The sequence below is a fragment of the Streptomyces sp. NPDC054866 genome (assembly GCF_053610745.1).
In genome coordinates, this window is sequence record NZ_JBSGZA010000006.1 from 307,243 (window position 1) to 326,527 (window position 19,285).

At 69.9% G+C, this 19,285-nt stretch carries 15 protein-coding genes; 10 read left to right on the forward strand and 5 right to left on the reverse strand.

The genetic code is table 11. The features are described 5' to 3' along the window. Window positions 1-273 precede the first annotated feature (273 nt). The 7 genes from ACWGI2_RS29540 (at window position 274) to ACWGI2_RS29570 (ending at window position 9,768) form a co-directional block, all read left to right on the forward strand. The gene (locus tag ACWGI2_RS29540) at window positions 274-1,527 is read left to right on the forward strand and encodes an amidohydrolase family protein (protein ID WP_453698896.1); all 1,254 of its coding nucleotides are present in this window, start codon (window positions 274-276) and stop codon (window positions 1,525-1,527) included. A 113-nt stretch (window positions 1,528-1,640) separates the two neighbouring features. Beyond that, complete coding sequence (locus ACWGI2_RS29545; protein WP_453698593.1) at window positions 1,641-2,600, forward strand: LLM class F420-dependent oxidoreductase; 960 nt, start codon at window positions 1,641-1,643, stop codon at window positions 2,598-2,600. 32 nt (window positions 2,601-2,632) lie between these two features. Then, the gene (locus tag ACWGI2_RS29550) at window positions 2,633-3,418 is read left to right on the forward strand and encodes an SDR family NAD(P)-dependent oxidoreductase (RefSeq protein ID WP_453698595.1); all 786 of its coding nucleotides are present in this window, start codon (window positions 2,633-2,635) and stop codon (window positions 3,416-3,418) included. 108 nt (window positions 3,419-3,526) lie between these two features. Then, window positions 3,527-4,654: an LLM class flavin-dependent oxidoreductase gene (locus tag ACWGI2_RS29555; RefSeq protein WP_453400056.1), complete on the forward strand. Its 1,128-nt coding sequence runs from the start codon at window positions 3,527-3,529 to the stop codon at window positions 4,652-4,654. A 108-nt stretch (window positions 4,655-4,762) separates the two neighbouring features. Then, window positions 4,763-6,502 (forward strand): N-acyl-D-amino-acid deacylase family protein, encoded by a 1,740-nt coding sequence (locus ACWGI2_RS29560; protein ID WP_453400057.1) that lies wholly within the window; start codon window positions 4,763-4,765, stop codon window positions 6,500-6,502. Continuing rightward, window positions 6,499-7,971 (forward strand): aldehyde dehydrogenase family protein, encoded by a 1,473-nt coding sequence (locus ACWGI2_RS29565; protein ID WP_453698597.1) that lies wholly within the window; start codon window positions 6,499-6,501, stop codon window positions 7,969-7,971. Before ACWGI2_RS29560 ends, ACWGI2_RS29565 begins: the two co-directional genes overlap by 4 nt. A 237-nt stretch (window positions 7,972-8,208) precedes the next feature. Then, on the forward strand, window positions 8,209-9,768 hold the full coding sequence (locus ACWGI2_RS29570; protein WP_453698599.1) for an APC family permease: 1,560 nt from the start codon (window positions 8,209-8,211) through the stop codon (window positions 9,766-9,768). A gap of 149 nt (window positions 9,769-9,917) precedes the next feature. Here the strand turns inward: ACWGI2_RS29570 and ACWGI2_RS29575 are convergent, their stop codons facing one another. From ACWGI2_RS29575 to ACWGI2_RS29585, 3 genes are all read right to left on the reverse strand, one after another. Beyond that, complete coding sequence (locus tag ACWGI2_RS29575; protein WP_453698601.1) at window positions 9,918-11,459, reverse strand: CehA/McbA family metallohydrolase; 1,542 nt, start codon at window positions 11,457-11,459, stop codon at window positions 9,918-9,920. A 90-nt stretch (window positions 11,460-11,549) separates the two neighbouring features. Continuing rightward, window positions 11,550-11,882, reverse strand: coding sequence for a hypothetical protein (locus ACWGI2_RS29580; RefSeq protein ID WP_453698603.1), 333 nt, complete (start codon window positions 11,880-11,882; stop codon window positions 11,550-11,552). 32 nt (window positions 11,883-11,914) lie between these two features. Further along, window positions 11,915-12,331 (reverse strand): ankyrin repeat domain-containing protein, encoded by a 417-nt coding sequence (locus tag ACWGI2_RS29585; RefSeq protein ID WP_453698605.1) that lies wholly within the window; start codon window positions 12,329-12,331, stop codon window positions 11,915-11,917. A 133-nt stretch (window positions 12,332-12,464) separates the two neighbouring features. Between ACWGI2_RS29585 and ACWGI2_RS29590 the strand changes: the two genes are divergently transcribed. From ACWGI2_RS29590 to ACWGI2_RS29600, 3 genes are all read left to right on the forward strand, one after another. Then, the gene (locus ACWGI2_RS29590) at window positions 12,465-13,004 is read left to right on the forward strand and encodes a hypothetical protein (RefSeq protein WP_453698607.1); all 540 of its coding nucleotides are present in this window, start codon (window positions 12,465-12,467) and stop codon (window positions 13,002-13,004) included. Between the two features lie 463 nt (window positions 13,005-13,467). Then, on the forward strand, window positions 13,468-14,352 hold the full coding sequence (locus ACWGI2_RS29595) for an LLM class F420-dependent oxidoreductase (RefSeq protein WP_453698609.1): 885 nt from the start codon (window positions 13,468-13,470) through the stop codon (window positions 14,350-14,352). A 43-nt stretch (window positions 14,353-14,395) separates the two neighbouring features. Continuing rightward, window positions 14,396-17,029: a bifunctional FO biosynthesis protein CofGH gene (locus tag ACWGI2_RS29600; protein WP_453698611.1), complete on the forward strand. Its 2,634-nt coding sequence runs from the start codon at window positions 14,396-14,398 to the stop codon at window positions 17,027-17,029. A gap of 53 nt (window positions 17,030-17,082) precedes the next feature. Here the strand turns inward: ACWGI2_RS29600 and ACWGI2_RS29605 are convergent, their stop codons facing one another. After that, entirely contained in the window at window positions 17,083-18,480 is a 1,398-nt protein-coding gene (locus tag ACWGI2_RS29605) for an FG-GAP-like repeat-containing protein (RefSeq protein WP_453698613.1), read from the reverse strand. Window positions 18,481-18,634: 154 nt separating this feature from the next. Next, window positions 18,635-19,213: a TetR/AcrR family transcriptional regulator gene (locus ACWGI2_RS29610; protein WP_453698615.1), complete on the reverse strand. Its 579-nt coding sequence runs from the start codon at window positions 19,211-19,213 to the stop codon at window positions 18,635-18,637. Window positions 19,214-19,285: the final 72 nt, after the last annotated feature.

Here is a 19,285-nt window from a genome sequence, read left to right on the forward strand (position 1 = left end):
CTGCCCGCGATTGTCGCTCTTTGCCTGGTTCCGTTCTCCACTTGGCTCTTGCTCCCCGCCAGTTTGCCTTGTTCATGGCGGATGCGTCAGCTGTGCGAGACGGCTCTCACAGGGTCCACGCACTCGGCGGCCGGTATTGATCGGCGTACGAACGGCCCGTGGATGGCGGGTGGCCGGCGGGCGGTCGGCCGACAAGTAGCCGACAGGGAGCTGACGGGTCGTCAGATCGGCGCTACCGTGGAGCGCATGGAGCGTATGGAGCGCATGCAGAACATGGAGACCGTCGAGACCGCCGAGACCCCGCCGACGTTCCCGAGGATCATCTCGGTGGACGACCACACCGTTGAGCCCGCCCACGTCTGGCGGGACCGGCTCCCGTCGAAGTTCCACGACCGCGGGCCGCGCATCGTCCGGGCCCCCTTGAAGGAAATGAGCTTCCTGGGCGGCAAGTTCGCCCCTGTGATGGGGGAAAAGGGGGACGAAGGGCCCATAGGCGACTGGTGGATCTACGAAGATCTGCACCGGCCCCTCACCCGCCTCGACACCTCCGTCGGATACGACAGGGACGAGATCAAGCTCGAAGTCATCACGTACGAGCAGATGCGGCCGGGGTCGTTCAGCGTGCCGGACCGCCTCGCCGACATGGACGTCAACCACGTCCAGTCCGCCCTCTGTTTCCCCACCTTCCCCCGCTTCTGCGGGCAGACGTTCACCGAGGCCAAGGACCGCGAGCTGGGGCTGCTCGGCGTGCGGGCCTACAACGACTGGATGGTGGAGGAGTGGTGCGGGCCCGAGGCGCACGGCCGCCTCATCCCCCTCACCCTCATTCCGCTCTGGGACGCCGAACTGGCCGCCGCCGAGGTCCGCCGCAACGCCGACCGCGGGGTGCGCGCCGTCGCCTTCTCCGAGATCCCGCCCCACCTGGGCCTCCCGTCCATCCACACGGACGAGTGGGACCCCTTCCTGCGGGCCTGTGACGAGACCGGCACGGTCATCGCCATGCACATCGGGTCGAGCAGCAAGATGCCGTCGACCTCCGCCGACGCGCCGCCCGCCGTCGGGTCCACCATCACCTTCGCCAACTGCTGCTTCTCGATGGTCGACTGGCTGATGAGCGGCAAGTTCGAGCGCTTCCCGAACCTCAAGATCATGTACGCCGAGGGGCAGATCGGGTGGATCCCGTACATCCTGGAGCGCGCGGACGTGGTCTGGGAGGAGAACCGCGGCTGGGGCGGGGTCGCCGACAAGGTGCACCGACCGCCGTCCGAGCTCTTCACCGAGCACGTCTACGGGTGCTTCTTCGACGACGCCTTCGGGCTGAAGAACCTCGACTCGATCGGAGTCGGGAACGTCCTGTACGAGACCGACTACCCGCACTCCGACTCGACCTGGCCCAAGTCAAGGGAGGTCGGCGAGTCCCAGATGGGTCACCTGGCGCCGGACGTGGTCGACCGGATCGTGCGAGGCAACGCGATCGACCTCCTGGGGCTCACGAGCGACGGGCTGTGGGCTGGCCCAGGAGCCTAAAGTCCTGCCGGATACCCGCCCCCACCCCTTGCCTGACGTCCCGTCAGCTACGACGATGAGTCCCGTCGCCGTATATGACGCATCGTCAGATCAAGGTGAGGGGTCGGGTTCCCATGGCTGCCAACGCGCTGGCGCACATCTTCCCGCAAGGGCGACTGGTCTACGGGATGCAGCTCCCGATCCAGTCCCAGAGCGTCATCTACGCCGAGGCGTGGGAGGCGGAGGCCACCGCCGACGACCTCGCCGAGATCGCCCGCACCGCCGACCGCAGCGGCTTCGCCTATATAGCGAGCTGCGACCACGTCGCCATTCCGCGGCGGCTCGCCGACACCATGAGCACCGTCTGGTACGACCCGGTGGCCACCCTCTCCTTCCTCGCCGGGATCACCGAGAACGTACGGCTGATGAGCCACGTCGCCGTCGTCGGGCTCCGGCATCCGCTCGTCAGCGCCAAGCAGTACGCCACCCTGGACCGGCTCAGCGGCGGGCGGCTGATCCTGGGGGTCGGGGCCGGCCACGTACAAGAGGAGTTCGATGCCGTCGGTGCCGACTTCGAGCGGCGTGGGCCCGTGCTCGACGAGACCGTCGACGCTCTGAAGGCCGCCCTCGGGCCCGATGAGTACCCCGAACACCACGGCGAGCACTACGACTTCAGTGGGCTCGGCCAGCAGCCGCGCCCCGCGCAGGACCGCGTACCCATCTGGGTGGGCGGCTCCTCGCCCGCCGCCGTCCGCAGGGCCGCCGTACGCGGTGACGGGTGGCTGCCGCAGGGCGACCCGCGCGACAAGCTGCCCGCGCAGATCGCCAGGCTCAAGCGGTTGAGGGAGGAGGCGGGGATTGCCGCGCCGGTCGTCGTGGGGGCCATCGCCGAGCCCCTGTACGTGGGCGAGCCCGGCTGGTCCGTGGGGCGGCGCACCCTGAGCGGGAAGCCGGACGCGCTCGCCGAGTCGCTGCGGGCGTACGGGGCGATGGGCGTGCAGCAGATCCAGGTGCGGTTCCGCTCGCGCAGCCGCACCGAACTCACCGATCAGATGGCGGCCTTCGCCGCCGAAGTCGCTCCGCACCTCAACTGAAAGCTCGACTGAGCTCATTCAAGGAGACAGGCATGGGCAAGCTGGACGGCCGCGTCGTCATCGTCACCGGTGCGGCGCGCGGGCAGGGTGAGCAGGAGGCGCGGCTCTTCGCCGCCGAGGGTGCGCGCGTCGTCATCGGCGACGTACTCGACGACCAGGGCGAGGCCCTCGCCAAGGAACTCGGCGGTGACGTGGCCAAGTACGTGCACCTGGACGTCAGTCAGGAGGCCGACTGGAGCGCTGCGGTCGGCGCCGCCAAGGACGCCTTCGGGAAGATCGACGGCCTGGTCAACAACGCCGGGATACTGCGCTTCAACGAACTCGTCAGCACCCCGCTCGAAGAGTTTCAGCAGGTCATCCAGGTCAATCAGATCGGCTGCTTCCTCGGCATCCGCAATGTCGCCCCCGAGATCGAGGCCGCCGGCGGCGGGACCATCGTGAACACCGCCTCGTACACGGCGATGACGGGCATGGCGTACGTCGGCGCGTACGCCGCGACCAAGCACGCCATCCTCGGGCTCACCCGTGTCGCCGCGATGGAGCTCGCCGCCAAGAACATCCGCGTCAACGCCGTCTGCCCGGGAGCCGTCGACACCCCGATGACCAACCCCGCGCAGCTCGACCCGACCGCCGACCCCACCGAGGCGCGGGAGGCGGTCGCCGAGCTCTACAAGAAGCTCGTGCCGCTCGGGCGGATCGGCAGGCCCGAGGAGGTGGCCGCGCTCGCGCTCTTCCTGACCGGGGACGACTCGGCGTACATCACCGGGCAGCCGTTCGTCATCGACGGGGGGTGGCTCGCGGGAGTCAGCATCGTCTGACGGTGCATCAGGTATTGACGCTCCATCCGCCCGGTGGAACAGTCGACCCCATCATGAACTGACGGTTCGTCAGAAACTGGCAGATTCACACGAGGATGGTGAACCTCCTTGGAATTCGGTCTCTTTGTACAGGGATACGTGCCCGCCAAGCGGGCCAAGGTCGACCCCGAAGCCGAGCACAAGGCGCTCATCGAGGAGACCGAGTACGTCATCCAGGCGGACAAGTCCGGCTTCAAGTACGCCTGGGCCTCCGAGCACCACTTCCTGGAGGAGTACTCGCACCTCTCCGCCAACGACGTCTTCCTCGGCTATCTCGCCCACGCCACCGACCGCATCCACCTGGGCTCCGGAATCTTCAACCCGCTCGCCCCGGTGAACCACCCGGTCAAGGTCGCCGAGAAGGTCGCCATGCTCGACCATCTCTCCGAAGGACGCTTCGAGTTCGGGTCCGGGCGAGGCGCCGGGTCGCACGAGATACTCGGCTTCATGCCGGGCATCACCGACATGAACCACACCAAGGAACTCTGGGAAGAGACCATCGCCGAGTTCCCCAAGATGTGGCTCCAGGACGAGTACGTCGGCTTCCAGGGCAAACACTGGTCGCTGCCGCCCCGCAAGGTCCTGCCCAAGCCGTACGGGAAGTCGCACCCGGCCATGTGGTACGCCGCGGGCTCTCCCCCCTCGTATGCGATGGCAGGCAAGAAAGGGCTCGGGGTGCTGGGCTTCAGCGTGCAGAAGGTCTCCGACATGGAGTGGGTCCTCGAGTCGTACAAGACGGCCGTGAAGGAAGCCGAGCCGGTCGGTGACTTCGTCAACGACAACGTCATGGTGACCTCGACGGCGATCTGCGCGGAGACCCACAAGAAGGCCGTCGAGATCGCCGTCAGCGGCGGGCTCAACTACCTGCAGTCCTTGCTGTTCCGGTACCACGACACCTTCCCCCGCCCCGAGGGCATCCCCGAGTGGCCCGAGCTTCTCCCCGAGTACACCGAGGAGATCATCGAGCTGCTCATCGCCGAGGAGCTGATGATCTGCGGCGACCCGGACGAGGTGCTCACGCAGTGCAAGCGGTGGGAGCAGGCGGGGGCGGATCAGCTCAGCTTCGGGCTGCCGATCGGGATTTCGCCCGAGGACACGAAGAACACGATCAAGCTGATCGGTGAGCACGTGATTCCGAAGATCGACACGGACCCCGTCCACCGCACCTCGCGCTTCCGGCAGTCCGCCGGGGCGTGAGCCTCTGACCGCCCCGGCTTCCCCTCCCGGACGGAAGCCGGGGCGTCCTTCGGGCCCAGCTCCGCAGACTCCGCACCGAAAACCATCGTCAAGGGGGACGACCTCGTCATGCTCGACCACCTCATCAAGGGCGCGACCGTAGTCGACGGAACCGGCGCCCCCGCACGCGTCGCCGACGTAGGTATCCGGGGCGGCCGCATCGCCGTCATCGCCGAACCCGGCACCGTCACCGAGCCCGCCACGACCAGCGAGGACGCCGAAGGGCGCGTCCTCGCCCCCGGATTCGTCGACCCGCACACCCACTACGACGCCCAGCTCTTCTGGGACCCCTACGCGACCCCCTCCCTGAACCACGGGGTGACGACCGTCGCCGGTGGCAACTGCGGATTCACCCTCGCGCCCCTGAACCCCGCGCGCCCCGAGGACGCCGACTACACCCGGCGGATGATGTCCAAGGTCGAGGGCATGTCGCTGGTGGCACTCGAAGAGGGCGCGCCCTGGTCGTGGAGCTCCTTCGGCGAGTATCTGGACGCCCTGGAGGGGCGCGTCGCCGTCAACGCGGGCTTCATGGTGGGGCATTGCGCGCTGCGGCGGTACGTCATGGGTGCGGACGCGGTCGGCGGGCAGCCGAGCCCCGAGCAGCTCGACGAGATGCTGCGGCTCTTCCACGACGCCATGGATGCCGGCGCCTGGGGGCTCTCCACCACGCAGTCGTCCACACACTCGGACGGCGACGGGCAGCCGGTGGCCTCCCGGCACGCGAAGCCCGACGAGCTGCTCGCGCTCAGCCGGGCCGTCGCCGAGCACGAGGGCACGCAGCTGGAGGCGATCGTCGCGGGCTGTCTGGATCAGTTCAGCGACGACGAGATCGATCTGTTCGTGGAGATGAGCGCCGCCGCGGGGCGGCCGCTCAACTGGAACGTCCTCACCATCGACGCCGCCGTGCCCGAGCGCGTGCCGCGCCAGCTGATCCCCAGCGAGCGCGCCCGCAAGGCCGGTGGCCGGATCGTGGCACTGACGATGCCGATCCTCACCCCCATGAACATGTCGCTCGGCACCTTCTGCGCGCTGAACCTGATCCCCGGCTGGGGCGACATCCTCGGCCTCCCCGTTCCCGAGCGCATCGCCAAGCTCCGCGACCCCGACGTCCGGGGCGAGATGTTGCGGCGCGCCGACAGCAAGGAGGCCGGGGTCTTCCGGCGGCTCACGCACTTCGACCGGTACGTCATCGGGGACACGTACTCCAAGGAGAACGAAGGCCTCACCGGCCGCGTCGTCGGCGACATCGCCGCCGAGCGCGCGCAGGAGCCCTTCCAGTGCCTCGTCGAGATCTGCGCCAACGACGACCTGCGTACGGTCCTGTGGCCGATGCCCTCCGACAACGACCCCGACTCGTGGGCCCTGCGCCAGGAGACCTGGCAGCACGAGGACGTCATGCTGGGCGGCTCCGACGCGGGCGCGCACCTGGACCGCATGTGCGGCGCCCCGTACACGACCCGGTTCATCGGTGACTGCCTGCGGGGCCGCAAGCTGGTCGGTCTGGAGCAGGCGGTGAAGATGCTCACCGACGATCCCGCGCAGCTCTTCGGGCTGCGGGAGCGGGGCCGTATCGAGGAGGGCTTCCACGCCGACCTCGTCCTCTTCGACCCCGAGCGCATCGACGCGGGCAAGGCCACGCTGGTGCACGACCTGCCCGGCGACAGCCCCCGCCTCGACTCCAAGGCCATCGGCGTCGAGGCCGTGTGGGTCAACGGAGTCGAAGCCATCCGTGAGGACCGCGTGACGGGCGCGACGCCCGGCACGGTGCTCCGGTCGGGCCGTGACACCAGGACGGTGAGCACCAAGTGAGTGACCAACTCGTGGGCGAGCAGCGGCTGTTCATCGGCGGTGAGTGGATCGAACCCTCCGGCGGGCACTACGAGGTGATCAACCCGGCGACGGAGGAGGTCGTGGGCCTGGCACCCGAGGCGAGCCGCGAGCAGGTGCACGCGGCTGCCGGCGCCGCCCGCGAGGCCTTCGCCACCTGGTCGCGTACGACACCGGAGGAGCGGGCCACGGTCCTGGACCGGGCGGCGCAGATCATGGAGCGGGACTTCGCCTCGTACGCGGAACTCGCCCAGGCCGAGAGCGGCGCGACGACCGGGACGGCGCGCGGGATGCAGGTCGCGGTGTCGGTGGCGCGCTTCAAGCGGTACGCGAAAGGCGCCCTGGAACCGGTGGAGACCGGCCTGCCCCCGCAGATCAACGAGTCAGGCCCCATGGGGGAGGCGGGCGTCGTGGGGGCGCTCACCGTCCGCCAGCCGGTGGGTGTCGTCACCTGCATCACCTCGTACAACAACCCGTGGGCCAACCCCGCGGGCAAGGTGGCACCCGCCCTGGCCATGGGAAACACGGTCCTGGTGAAGCCCGCCCCGCAGGACCCGCTGTCGGTGTACCGGATGGCGGCGGCCCTTGAGGAGGCGGGGGCGCCGCCGGGAGTGGTGAACGTGGTGAGCGGGGCGCGCCCGGAGGTGGGCGAGGCGGCAGTCGACTCACGGGACGTCGACATGGTGAGCTTCACCGGCTCGACCTCGGTGGGGCAGCGGATCGCCGAGGTGTGCGGCCGCGACATGAAACGCCAGCTGATGGAGCTGGGCGGCAAGGGCGCCGCGCTCGTCTTCGAGGACGCGGACCTGGACTCGGCGGTGGCGGGGATCGGGACGACGTTCTCCTTCTACAGCGGCCAGATCTGCACGGCCCCGACGCGTGTGATCGCGCATCGCGCGGTCTACGACGACCTGATCGAGAAGCTGAAGCAGTACATCGGCTACATGAAGGTCGGCGATCCGCGGGAGAAGGGGACGATCGTCGGCCCGGTGATCTCGGCGGCGCACCGGGACCGCATCGAGTCGTACGTGGAGCTGGGGCGGAAGGAAGGCGCGCGGGTCGTCGCGGGCGGCGAGCGCCCGGCCTCGTTCGAGCGGGGCTTCTACGTCGCTCCGACGCTGCTCGCGGACTGCACGAACGACATGAGGGTCGTCCGGGAGGAGATCTTCGGCCCGGTCGTGGTGGTGGTCCCCTTCGAGGACGAGGAGGAAGGCATCGCCCTGGCCAACGACAGCGACTACGGCCTCCTCGACTACGTCTGGTCGGGCGACGTGGCCCGCGCCTTCCGGGTCGCGCGGCGGCTGCGGGCGGGCGGGGTCGGCGTGAACACGATCGGCCGGAACATGGAGGCGCCGTTCGGAGGGTTCAAGAAGAGCGGGGTGGGCCGGGACGTGGGGTCGTACGCGCTGCACGCGTACAGCGAGCTCCAGTCGATCGTGTGGCCGGGGTGATGTCCGATATGTGGAATGCGAGAAGACGCTCGGGAAAATTTTGAAACGGGCAAAACGGACAGTGCTGCGGTTCCCGCATACCGGACGGTCTGGCTTTTGCCTGGTAATGAATAAGCACGCGCTTCTTTCGGGCGGTCAATCGATGGCGGTTGCCCCAATTGCTCCGTTGATTGCAAGCCGCAAGATCCGGATCGCGGCCTTCCGTATGTGGAAACCGCAGCCCTTAACGTCCTGTTCATGACCCAGTTGGACGTACGGCCCCAGGCCGGAGACACGGTAAACGGCGCCCCCAAGGGGGGCGTACGCGCCAAAGGGCTCGGCGGTAACTCCGTCGGCCTCACGGGCAGCGCCGTCATCGGCATCTCCACCGTCGCCCCCGTCTACTGCCTGACGTCGACCCTCGGCTCCACGGCCGGCGAGGTCGGCCTGGCCATGCCCGCGGTCTTCCTCGCGGGCTTCCTGCCGATGCTCCTGGTGGCCTTCGCCTACCGCGAGCTCAACAAGGCCATGCCGGACTGCGGCACCTCCTTCACCTGGACGGTCAAGGCCTTCGGGCCGCGGATCGGCTGGATGTGCGGCTGGGGCCTCGTCATCGCCACGATCATCGTCCTGTCGAACCTGGCAGGCGTGGCGACCTCGTACTTCTGGCTCCTGGCGGGCGAGATCACGAGCAGCGACTCGGTGGCGGCCCTCGACGACAACAAGGCCGTGCACATCCTCACGTGCCTGGCCCTGATCGCCGTGGCTACGGCGATCAGCTATCGGGGGATGACGGCGACGAAGGGGGTCCAGTACCTCCTGGTCGGCCTTCAACTGGTGGTCCTCGCGCTGTTCGTGGTGATGGCCCTGAGCAAGGCCAACAGCGGCGACATCGCCGGATCCATGGACTTCTCCTGGTCCTGGCTGAACCCGTTCTCCGTCCAGTCCTTCGGCGCCTTCACGGCCGGTCTCTCCCTGTCGATCTTCATGTTCTGGGGCTGGGACGCGTGCCTGACCGCCAATGAGGAGACCACCGGCAGCGAGAAGACCCCGGGCCGCGCGGCGCTCATCTCGATGGTCGTCCTGATCGGCTCCTACCTCGCCACCGGCATCGCGGCCCAGATGGCCGTCGGCTCCGGCGACAAGGGCCTGGGCCTCGCCAACCCGGACACCTCCGACAACGTCTTCGCCGCGCTCGCCGGACCCATCATGGGTAGCGGCCTGGGCATCCTGCTCTTCGTCGCCGTCCTCGCATCGGCCGCCGCGAGCCTCCAGACCACGTTCATCCCGGTGGCCCGCACGGTCCTCGCCATGTCGACGTACGAGGCGCTGCCGCCGTCCTACGCGCGCGTGCACCCCCGGTTCAAGACCCCGGGCCGCGCGACGGTCGTCGCGGGTGTCGCCACCGGCGTCTTCTACACGGTGATGACGCTGGTCTCCGAGCACGTCCTGGTCGACACGATCTACGCGCTCGGCCTCATGATCTGCTTCTACTACGCGCTGACGGCCTTCGCCTGCGCCTGGTACTTCCGCCGCGAACTGTTCAAGTCCGCCCGCGACTTCGCCTTCAAGGGCTTCTTCCCGGTGTTCGGCGGCATCCTGCTCACCGCGGTCTTCGTCAAGACGCTCGTGGACATGTGGAACCCCGACTACGGCAGCGGCTCCTCCGTCTTCGGCGTCGGCTCGGTCTTCGTGATCGGCGTGGGCCTGCTGCTGCTCGGCGTGGTGATCATGCTGGCGATGGGCCGCAAGAGCCCGGCGTTCTTCCGGGGCGAGGTCCTGAAGAGGGACACGCCTGCGCTGGTCGTCGCGGACTGAACCCTGGCCCCGCCTGACCGCCGGTGGGGGCTGGCCGCGCAGTTCCCCGCGCCCCTGAGGGGTGCGGGGAACTGCGCGAGCAACCACGACGCACCCGCGGTCGGCGGCACACCCGAACCGAAGGGGTAGGCGAAGCCGTCGTCGCCCCGCTAGTTCCGGCCCAGGAACACCGGGTTCGTGAAGGCCCTCAGGGGGCCCGGGAGGCCTGGTGTCACCGGGGCGTGGCGGATCTCGGCCCGTACGTACGCGGCGTACGACGGCGTTGTGCGCCACTCTGCCGTGCCTGTCCCGGAGGCGGGGATCGCGGGGCTCGTGAAGAGGACGCCCTGGTCCGTGACGAAGCGGATCGTGCAGCCGGGGGCGCCCGTGACGTCCAGGCGGATCGTCACCGGGGCGTCCTGCTCGACGTAGAGGCGCTCGCCGATGCCCGCCTGTTTGCCCCTGCCGCCGGTGGCGGTGAACTTGAGCGTGACGTCCTTGTTCTCGGCGACGTAGCTGTGGCCTGCCCGGATGCCCGCCTGGATGGCCTCGCGGGTCAGGTCGTCCGCGAGGACCACCGTCTGCGGGGTGCCGATGGGGTCGGGGTCGCGGTGGGCGTCGCTGTTGCCCATGGCCGGGATCCAGGGCTTCCGGCCGCGGACGGCCGCGACCAGGGTGCTGTCCCAGTCGGCCAGGGATACCTCGTCGTCCGGGGTGTACGCGCCGTTCCACACCTCCACCGCGTCCGCTTCCCCGAAGCCGAACTTCCAGTTGCAGCCGATGCAGGTGGCGTGCGGGTGGGCGGGGACGACGAGGCCGCCCGCGTCGCGGATCTCGCGGGCGTACTTGCCGAAGCGGTTGTCGCGGGCGCGGTAGCGCCAGTCGATGAACGTGCCGGGGTCCGTGCCGAGGGCGACCAGGTGGCCGTTACGGGTGGTGACCTCCTCGCCCAGCATGATGAGGAGGTCGTCGCCCGCCTCGTCGGCCCAATGGGCGTGCGCGGAGTGCGTGTTGTGCTCGGAGGAGTTGATGAAGTCGAGGCCAGCCGCGCGCGCGAGGGCCGCGATCTCGGCCGGGGTGCGCCTGCCGTCCGAGTACCAGGAATGCAGGTGGCAGTCGCCGCGGTACCAGGCGCGGCCCCGCCCCTTCGCGCGCTCGGGTGGATAGACGGGCTTCGGTGTCTTGCCCGGCTCCCCGTACTTGAGGGTGATCGTCACCTCGTAGGGCAGGCCCTGGGGTGCGACGGTGTAGGGGCCGAGCGCGATGTTCCAGGTGCCCGCCTTGACGGGGCCGGGGATGTAGCCGGGGGTCGCGTCGTCGGCACGGATGAAGAACTCCGTGCGCGCGCCGCCCGACCAGCCCCGGAATCCCTTGCCGCCGAGCGCCGTCCCGCGCTGGTCGAAGATGCCGATGTCCAGCGCGTTGCCCGGCGTGCCCGCCGGGACCGTGACCTTCTCGTAGGTGTACGCGACGTGGATCTCCCGTACGCCGTCGGGGACTTCGACCGGCAGGTACACGAAGTCGGGTGACCCGGTGGGCAGCGTTCCGCGCACCACCTTGGTCTCGTCGCCACTTCCGGATTCACGCCCTGCGGCGCTCGCGAAGCTCACGCTGTTCAACGTAAGCGCGGCGGCGGCTCCCGTCACGAGCAGACCGCGCCGGTTCAGGGGTGTGTTGGCGGGTCTGGCCCGGTGGTGTTCGTCCTCGCACATGTGTCGGCTCCCCAGGGTGTCGGAAGGGACTGCAGGGCAACCCTGGTATTGAGCCGTGAACTCTCCGGCAAGGGAAGGCAATTGACAGACTTACGGGCGGTGTCGGGCCTTGTGCACGCGGTGGCGGGCGATCAGGACGATGATGATGATCGCGACGACGGCGATGATGATCCCGGCGATCAGTCCGATGGACCCACCCTTGGACTTCTTTTTCTTCTTCTTCCCGGGCTTGGGCTTCGACTCGTCCGCAGCGGTGCGGGTCGTGTCGACCGAAGTGGCAGCGGCTGCGGCAGCGGCTGATGCCGCAGCCGGCGTGGAAGCCGCGACGACCCGTGGTGGGGCCGCGTACGCGCCGCCGACGGAAGCCGTCCCGCCCAGCAGCGCCCCGAGCAGCAGCAGTACGGTCGCGAAGCGAAGTCGCATGATGAAACCCTAGGGCAGGAGCAGTCTCCCGCCTAGGCGCTCGCGCCCGCCGCCCGAAGCACCGCGGCGGTCTCCGTGTGGGCGCCGTGCGTCGCCCAGTACAGCGGGGTGTTGCCCGTGCCGTGGTCCTCGCGGAGGTTCGGGTCGGCGCCGTGGGCGAGGAGTTCGCGGACCGCGTCGGTGTGGCCCCAGCATGCGGCCCCGCACAAGGGCGTTCCCTGGTCACCGTGGCCGCTCTCCGCGTCGGGATCGGCACCCGCCGCCAGGAGCACCCGGACGGTGGGCGCCGCACCGTGGACGGACGCGCCGTACAGCGGTGTCGTGCCGTCGGCGTCGGGCATCTTGGGGTTGGCCCCCGCCCGCAGCAGGGCCTTGACCTGTGCCGTGCAGCCCACCTTCGCTGCCACGACCAGCTGTTGTGTCTGTTTCTTGCGTCGTCTTCTGCTCATCGGGCGCCAGGGTAGTTCGGAAGCCGCGCGAGGTGGTCGGATTTTCCGCTCCCCCGTGCGGCGGAGGCGTGGCGCCCCTGATCGGCCCGAACGCCGATGTGGCGGCCCCGTGCCCGCGGCCAGCATGATTCCCATGCTGAAGACAAGCGCTCTGCCCGATGTCCCCCGGTGGGCCGTGATCGCCGCCCACGCCGTGCCCTTGGCCACCCTGCCCTCCGCACTGTGGCGGGTCGCCCTCGTCGCCGGGCTCCCGGTGGCGGACATGCCGGTGGAGGGCTGGGGCGAGATGCTCTACGTCCTGGGGCTCAGCGTCGTCTCCGAGTGCCTCGCCCTGCTGACGCTAGGCCTGGTGCGCGGGTGGGGCGAGGTCGTACCGGGGTGGATACCGCTGCTCGGCGGGCGCGAGGTGCGTCCGCTCGCCGCGGTGATTCCGGCGCTGCTCGGAGCCGCCGGGCTCTTCCTGATCACGGGCTGGTTCGCCTACGCCGCGTACGCGGACCTGGGCCCCGGCGTCACGGACAGCGCGGTACGACAGACGATCCTGGTGGCCTGCTACGCACCACTGCTCCTGTGGGCTCCGCTGCTGGTCGCGGTGACGGTGGCGTACTACAAGAGGCGGACGCGGGGCACGGTCGCGGCATGGACTCCTGTGCCGCTGACGGCTGGTAAGTGAGCTTGCTCCCGTACGGCTTGCTGCCGGACGGCCCGCTCGCGTACGAGGGTGACGCGCGGGAGGGGAACGCCGACGCAATCAGAGGCGGGGCGCCACATGCGAGTCGCCGCCACTGTCGCGTGTACCAGCGGTGGGGCGCAGGCGTGGCATGGACTCCTGCGCCGCTGACGGCTGGTAAGTGAGCCCGCTCCCGAACGGCTTGCTGCCGGACACTCCGCTCGCGTACGGGGTCACCCGCGGGAGCGGTACGAGTCGCCGCCACTGTCGCGTGTACCAGCGGCGGAGCCGAGGCGCGGGTGCGGCATGGGCTCCTGCGCCCGGCTGGTAAGTGAGCCTGCTCCCGAACGGCCTGCTCCCAGACGCCCCGTTCAAGCGGCAGCCCCAAGCCGCCGCCGCGCCATGGACTCCTCTGCCGCTGGCCGCTAGTAAGTGAGCCCCCGCTCCCCGACCCGGAGGCCGTTCCATGCGAGTTGCCGCCACCCTTTACCTCACCGACGAGACCATCGCCCCGATCCGCCTCGCCCAGGAGCTGGAGCAGCGTGGCTTCGCGGCGCTCTATCTTCCCGAGCACTCCCATATTCCCGTATCGCGCGAGACCCCGTACCCCGGTGGTGAACTCCCGCCCGAGTGTGCCCGCATGCTCAACCCCTTCGTCGCCCTCGCGCAGGCCGCCGCCGTCACGCAGCGCCTCGGGCTCGGCACGAACATCACGCTCGTCGGGCAGCACGACCCCATCGACCTGGCCAAGCAGATCGCGACCCTCGACCACCTCTCCGGCGGCCGTTTCACCCTCGGCATCGGCTACGGCTGGAACAAGGAGGAGGCCGCCGACCACGGCGTCGAGTGGCGCACGCGGCGCGCCCTCGTGCGGGACCGGATGGCCGTCATGCGGGCCCTGTGGGCAGGGGAACCGACCGAATACCTAGGGGAGTTCGCCAGCGTGCGCGCCAGCGACGCGCACCCTAAGCCGGTCCGCGCGCCACGTCCGCGCCACGAAGGCCCCCTGCACGGGCCCCGCACCCTCATCGGCGGAGCCGCCGGCCCCAAGCTCTTCGCGCACATCGCGGAGTACGCCGACGGCTGGCTGCCCATCGGCGGCGGTGGGCTGCGGGACGCACTTCCCGCGCTCCGCACCGCCTGGGCCGACGCGGGCCGGGACCCCGCCCACCTGTACGTGGCGCTCTCCGCCGTGGAGCCGACCGAGGGCAAGCTCGCCCACTACGCGGAACTCGGCGTCGACGAGGTCATCGTGCAGCTCCCGGCGAGCGGAGAGGCGGACGTGTTGCGCGCGCTGGATGGATTCCAGCGATACGTGCACCTCACACCTGCCCTCGGAGACCGGCACTGACCTGTAGCTGTTTCTCCGCGCGGTCGCTCGTATGCTCGGACGCATGACCAACAGCGCGCCGCAGGACAAAGCACCCCAGGGGCCGACCCCCGCGCCGGCACGACCCACCGCGAACGCCATGCGTCGCGCGCTCAAACGCGCCAGGGACGGCGTCGCGCTCGACACCGCCGAAGCCGCCGTGCTGCTCCAGGCACGCGGCGACGACCTCAACGACCTCGCCGCGTCCGCCGCGCGGGTGCGCGACGCGGGCCTCGCGGCGGCGGGGCGGCCCGGAGTCATCACGTACTCGAAGAGTGTCTTCATCCCGCTGACCCGGCTGTGCCGCGACAAGTGCCACTACTGCACCTTCGCGACCGTCCCCGGCAAGCTGCGGCGCGCGGGCCACGGGATGTTCATGTCCCCGGACGAGGTCCTCGACATCGCGCGGCGCGGCGCCGAGATGGGCTGCAAGGAAGCGCTCATCACCCTCGGCGACAAGCCCGAGGACCGCTGGCCGGAGGCGCGGGAGTGGCTGGAGGCGGAGGGGTACGACGACACCATCGCGTACGTCCGTGCCATCTCGATCCGCATCCTGGAGGAGACGGGTCTGCTGCCGCACCTCAACCCCGGCGTCATGACCTGGACGGACTTCCAGCGGCTCAAGCCCGTCGCGCCCAGCATGGGGATGATGCTGGAGACCACATCCGAGCGGCTGTGGTCCGAGCCCGGTCAGCCGCACTACGGCTCGCCCGACAAGGAACCGGCCGTCCGGCTACGGGTGTTGGAGGACGCGGGGCGCTCGTCCGTGCCCTTCACGAGCGGACTGCTCATCGGGATCGGGGAGACGTACGAGGAGCGCGCGGACTCGCTGTTCGCGCTGCGCCGCGTGTCGCGTTCGTACCACGGCATCCAGGAACTGATCATCCAGAACTTCCGCGCCAAGCCGGACACGGCGATGCGCGGCATGCCGGACGCCGAGATGGACGACCTGGTCGCGACGGTCGCCGTGGCCCGGCACATCATGGGCCCCTCGGGCTGTCTCCAGGCGCCGCCCAATCTCGTCGACGGCGAGTACAAGCGCCTCATCGGCGCGGGCATCGACGACTGGGGCGGCGTCTCGCCGGTCACGATCGACCACGTGAACCCCGAGAAGCCCTGGCCGCAGCTGGAGGAGCTGGCCGAGCAGTCGGCCGCGGCGGGCTTCCGCCTTGAGGAACGCCTGTGCGTCTACCCGGAGTTCGTGCGGCGCGGCGAGCCGTGGCTCGACCCGCGGCTCCTCCCGCACGTGCGGGCGCTCGCCGACCCGGAGACGGGTCTGGCGCGTCCGGACGCGGTCGTGGAGGGCCACCCGTGGCAGGAGCCCGACGAGGGGTACGTCGCCGCGTCCGGCCGCACGGACCTGCACCGCACGATCGACACGACGGGCCGCACCTCCGACCGGCGTGACGACTTCGACGAGGTGTACGGAGACTGGGAGGCCCTGCGTGAGCAGGCCGCGCCCGGCATGGTCCCCTCACGCATCGACGGCGACGTACGCGAGGCTCTGAAGACGGCGGCCGACGACCCGACGCGCCTGACGGACGAGCAGGCGCTGGCCCTGCTGCACGCGGACGGCCCCGCGCTCGACGCGCTCTGCGGAGTCGCGGACGACCTGCGCAAGTCCGTGGTCGGCGACGACGTCACGTACATCGTCACGCGCAACATCAACTTCACGAACGTCTGTTACACCGGCTGCCGCTTCTGCGCCTTCGCCCAGCGCCGCACGGACGCCGACGCGTACACGCTCTCCCTCGACCAGGTCGCGGACCGGGCCCAGCAGGCGTGGGAGGTCGGTGCCACCGAGGTGTGCATGCAGGGCGGCATCCACCCGGACCTGCCGGGCAGCGCGTACTTCGACATCGCGCGGGCCGTGAAGGAGCGCGTGCCGGGCATGCACGTGCACGCCTTCTCGCCGATGGAGGTCGTGAACGGCGCGACGCGCACGGGACTTTCGATACGGGACTGGCTCAGCGCCGCGAAGGAAGCGGGCCTGGATTCGATCCCCGGCACGGCGGCGGAGATCCTCGACGACGAGGTGCGCTGGATCCTGACGAAGGGCAAGCTGCCCACGGCCACCTGGATCGAGGTCGTGAAGACGGCCCACGAGCTGGGCATCCGCTCCTCGTCCACGATGATGTACGGGCACGTGGACCAGCCGAGGCACTGGCTCGGGCACTTCCGCACGCTCGCCGGGATGCAACAGGAGGCGCTGGCCAAGGGAGTTGAGGGCTTCACGGAGTTCGTGACGCTGCCCTTCATCCACACGAACGCGCCGGTGTATCTGGCGGGCATCGCCCGCCCGGGGCCGACGACCCGCGACAACCGCGCGGTGATGGCGATGGCGCGGCTTCTGCTCCACCCGTACATCCCGAACATCCAGACCAGTTGGGTGAAGCTGGGCACGGAGGGCGCGGCGGAGATGCTGCGCTCGGGCGCGAACGACCTGGGCGGGACGCTGATGGAGGAGACCATCTCCCGGATGGCGGGCTCCAGTTACGGCTCGTACCGCTCGGTGAAGGATCTCGTCGCGATCGCGGAGGAGGCGGGGCGGCCGGCGAAGCCGCGGACGACGCTGTACGGAGAGGTGCCGGTGGAGCGCCAGGAGGCGGCCGCCGCGTCGGACGGCCACCTCCCGGAGCTGCTACCCGTACTGGACTGACTCGGGGGACAGGTCAGCCCGGCGGGGGAGGGGTCAGCCCCTCGGGGGCGAGGTCAGGAGAGCTCGCCGCCGAAGCGGGCCCCCGCCTCCGGGGTGCCGAGCGAGGACGGGCTGAAGGACGTGATGCCGGTCGTGGTGAGGCCCGACGTGGCGCCGCGGAACAGCCAGGCGGCGCCCGAGTCCTTGGTCGTGCCGTCCTCCAGCGGGGTGCCCACGGTCAGGTCGGCACGGCCGTCCTTGTTCACGTCGGCGAGCTTGACCTCGGTGCCGAAGTTGTCGCCGTACTCCGAGACGCCGGGGACGGCGGCTGTGGTCTGGTTGAAGGCCTGGGCGCCGGTGCCGGTCAGGCCGTTCGCGCCGCCCTTGAGGAGGACGACGGCGCCGGTGTCCCCGGCGGAGTCGAGGTCTTCGCCGGGCAGGCCGACCGCGATGTCCGGGTAGCCGTCACCGGTGACGTCACCGGCGGAGATCGAGTAGCCGAACTGGTCGCCCCGGTCGTTCAGGTCGGGGTCGCCCGGCTCGCCCACGCCGGGCACGCCCGCCGTGTCCTGGGTGATCTTCGCGGTGCGGGTGGAGAAGCCGGACGCGGAGCCGTAGACGACCCGGACGGCGCCCGCGTCGTACACCTGCATCTCGGAGACCTCGTCGACCTCGCGGGCCACCAGGTCGCCGTACCCGTCCTTGTCCACGTCGGCGATGACGCCGTTCGTCGTGAACTTGTTCGTCGGCGTCGACGTCTTGGAGAGGCCGTCCTTGGTGCCCTTCCACAGGCGCGAGGAGTGCTGCATCTCCTCCATGGCGTGGCCGGTGACGAGGTCGTCGGCGCCGTCGCCGGTCACGTCGCCCACCATGAGGTCCTGGGGGCCGTCGTCGCCGTTCTCGACGGACGAGGTGGAGGCGGGCTTCCCGTCGCGGGTGAAGGGGCCGTAGCGCACCTCCATGGTGAACAAGGAGTTGGCGACGAGGTCGGTCTTGCCGTCGCCGTTGAAGTCGCCGGCCTTCAGCTGCACGTTCTCGCCCGGCAGCGCGCTGCCCTGGGTCAGTCCGTTCGCGGAGCCCCAGATCACGGCGTCGGTGCTGCCGTTGTTCACGGTGAGGTCGGTGTATCCGTCGCCGTCGAGGTCGGCTGCCTCGGTGCTGGCGCCGAAGCCGCCGTCCTCCTCGGGGTCGCCGGGTACGCCGGCGGTGGCGCGGTTGATCTGCTTGGCGTGCGCGGTGTCGGCGCCCGAGGGCGATCCGTACACGATGGACACGTAGCCCGCGCCGGCCTTGCCGTTCACGGCGCCGCGGTACGCGGAGACGGCGAGGTCGGCGTATCCGTCATGGTTGAAGTCGGTCACGGGCTTGCTCGCCGCGGCGGGCGCGGCGGCGGCGGAGCCGGCGGTGGCCACGACGGCGAACGGGGTCGCGAGCGCGGTCACCGCGACGGCGGCTATGAGTGAGCGTCGCACTGGTCCTCCTGTGGGGAAACTTCTGTGACACCAGAGGAGACAGGCGCCTGAGGCAAGTGGTTGTACACCGCAGGTTCATCGTTACGACGCCCGGACATTTCCGTTACAGAACCCGCCGTTTCCCGCCCCCAACTCCTTTCCCGCACGCAGCAGTTCAGGCCATGGCGAGCCGGTCCACCAGCAGCTCCACCCTTGGCTCGATGTACTCCGTCGGCAGCCGCCCCGCCCGGGTCAGGGTCGCAAGGCCATGCAGGGACGCCCAGAACGTCTCGGTGAACAGCCCCGGGTCGACACCGTCCCCGGCGACCTCGCCCAGGCTCTCCAGCAGTGCGGCGAAGGCGTCCTTGAGAGGTTCCGGGGTGTCCTCGTGCGCGAAGGCCAGGCCGCCGTCGAGCTGGAACAAGGCGTCGTAGACCGCTGGGTTGCGGGCGGCGAAGTCGAGGTAGGCGCGGGCGAGGGCGGCGACGCGCTCGCGGGGGCTGTTCGCGGCGGCTGTCGCGGCCCGCACCGCCACGGCCATCTCCGTGGCGCCTTCGAGGGCGACGGCGCCGATGATCTCGCGTTTGCCGCGGAAGTGGCTGTAGAGGACGGGCTGGCTGTATTCGATGCGCTCGGCGAGCCGCCGGGTGGTGACCGCGTCCCAGCCCTGCTGCTCGGCGAGTTCGCGGGCGGTCGCCACGATGAGGCGCTCGCGCTCCGCCCGTTCGCGCTGCTTGCGTTCCTGTACCGACATAACTGAATTCTAGCACTGCTAGACAATCGAGCGGCAGTAGCACTAGCGTTGCCTCATCACCTAGCAACGCTA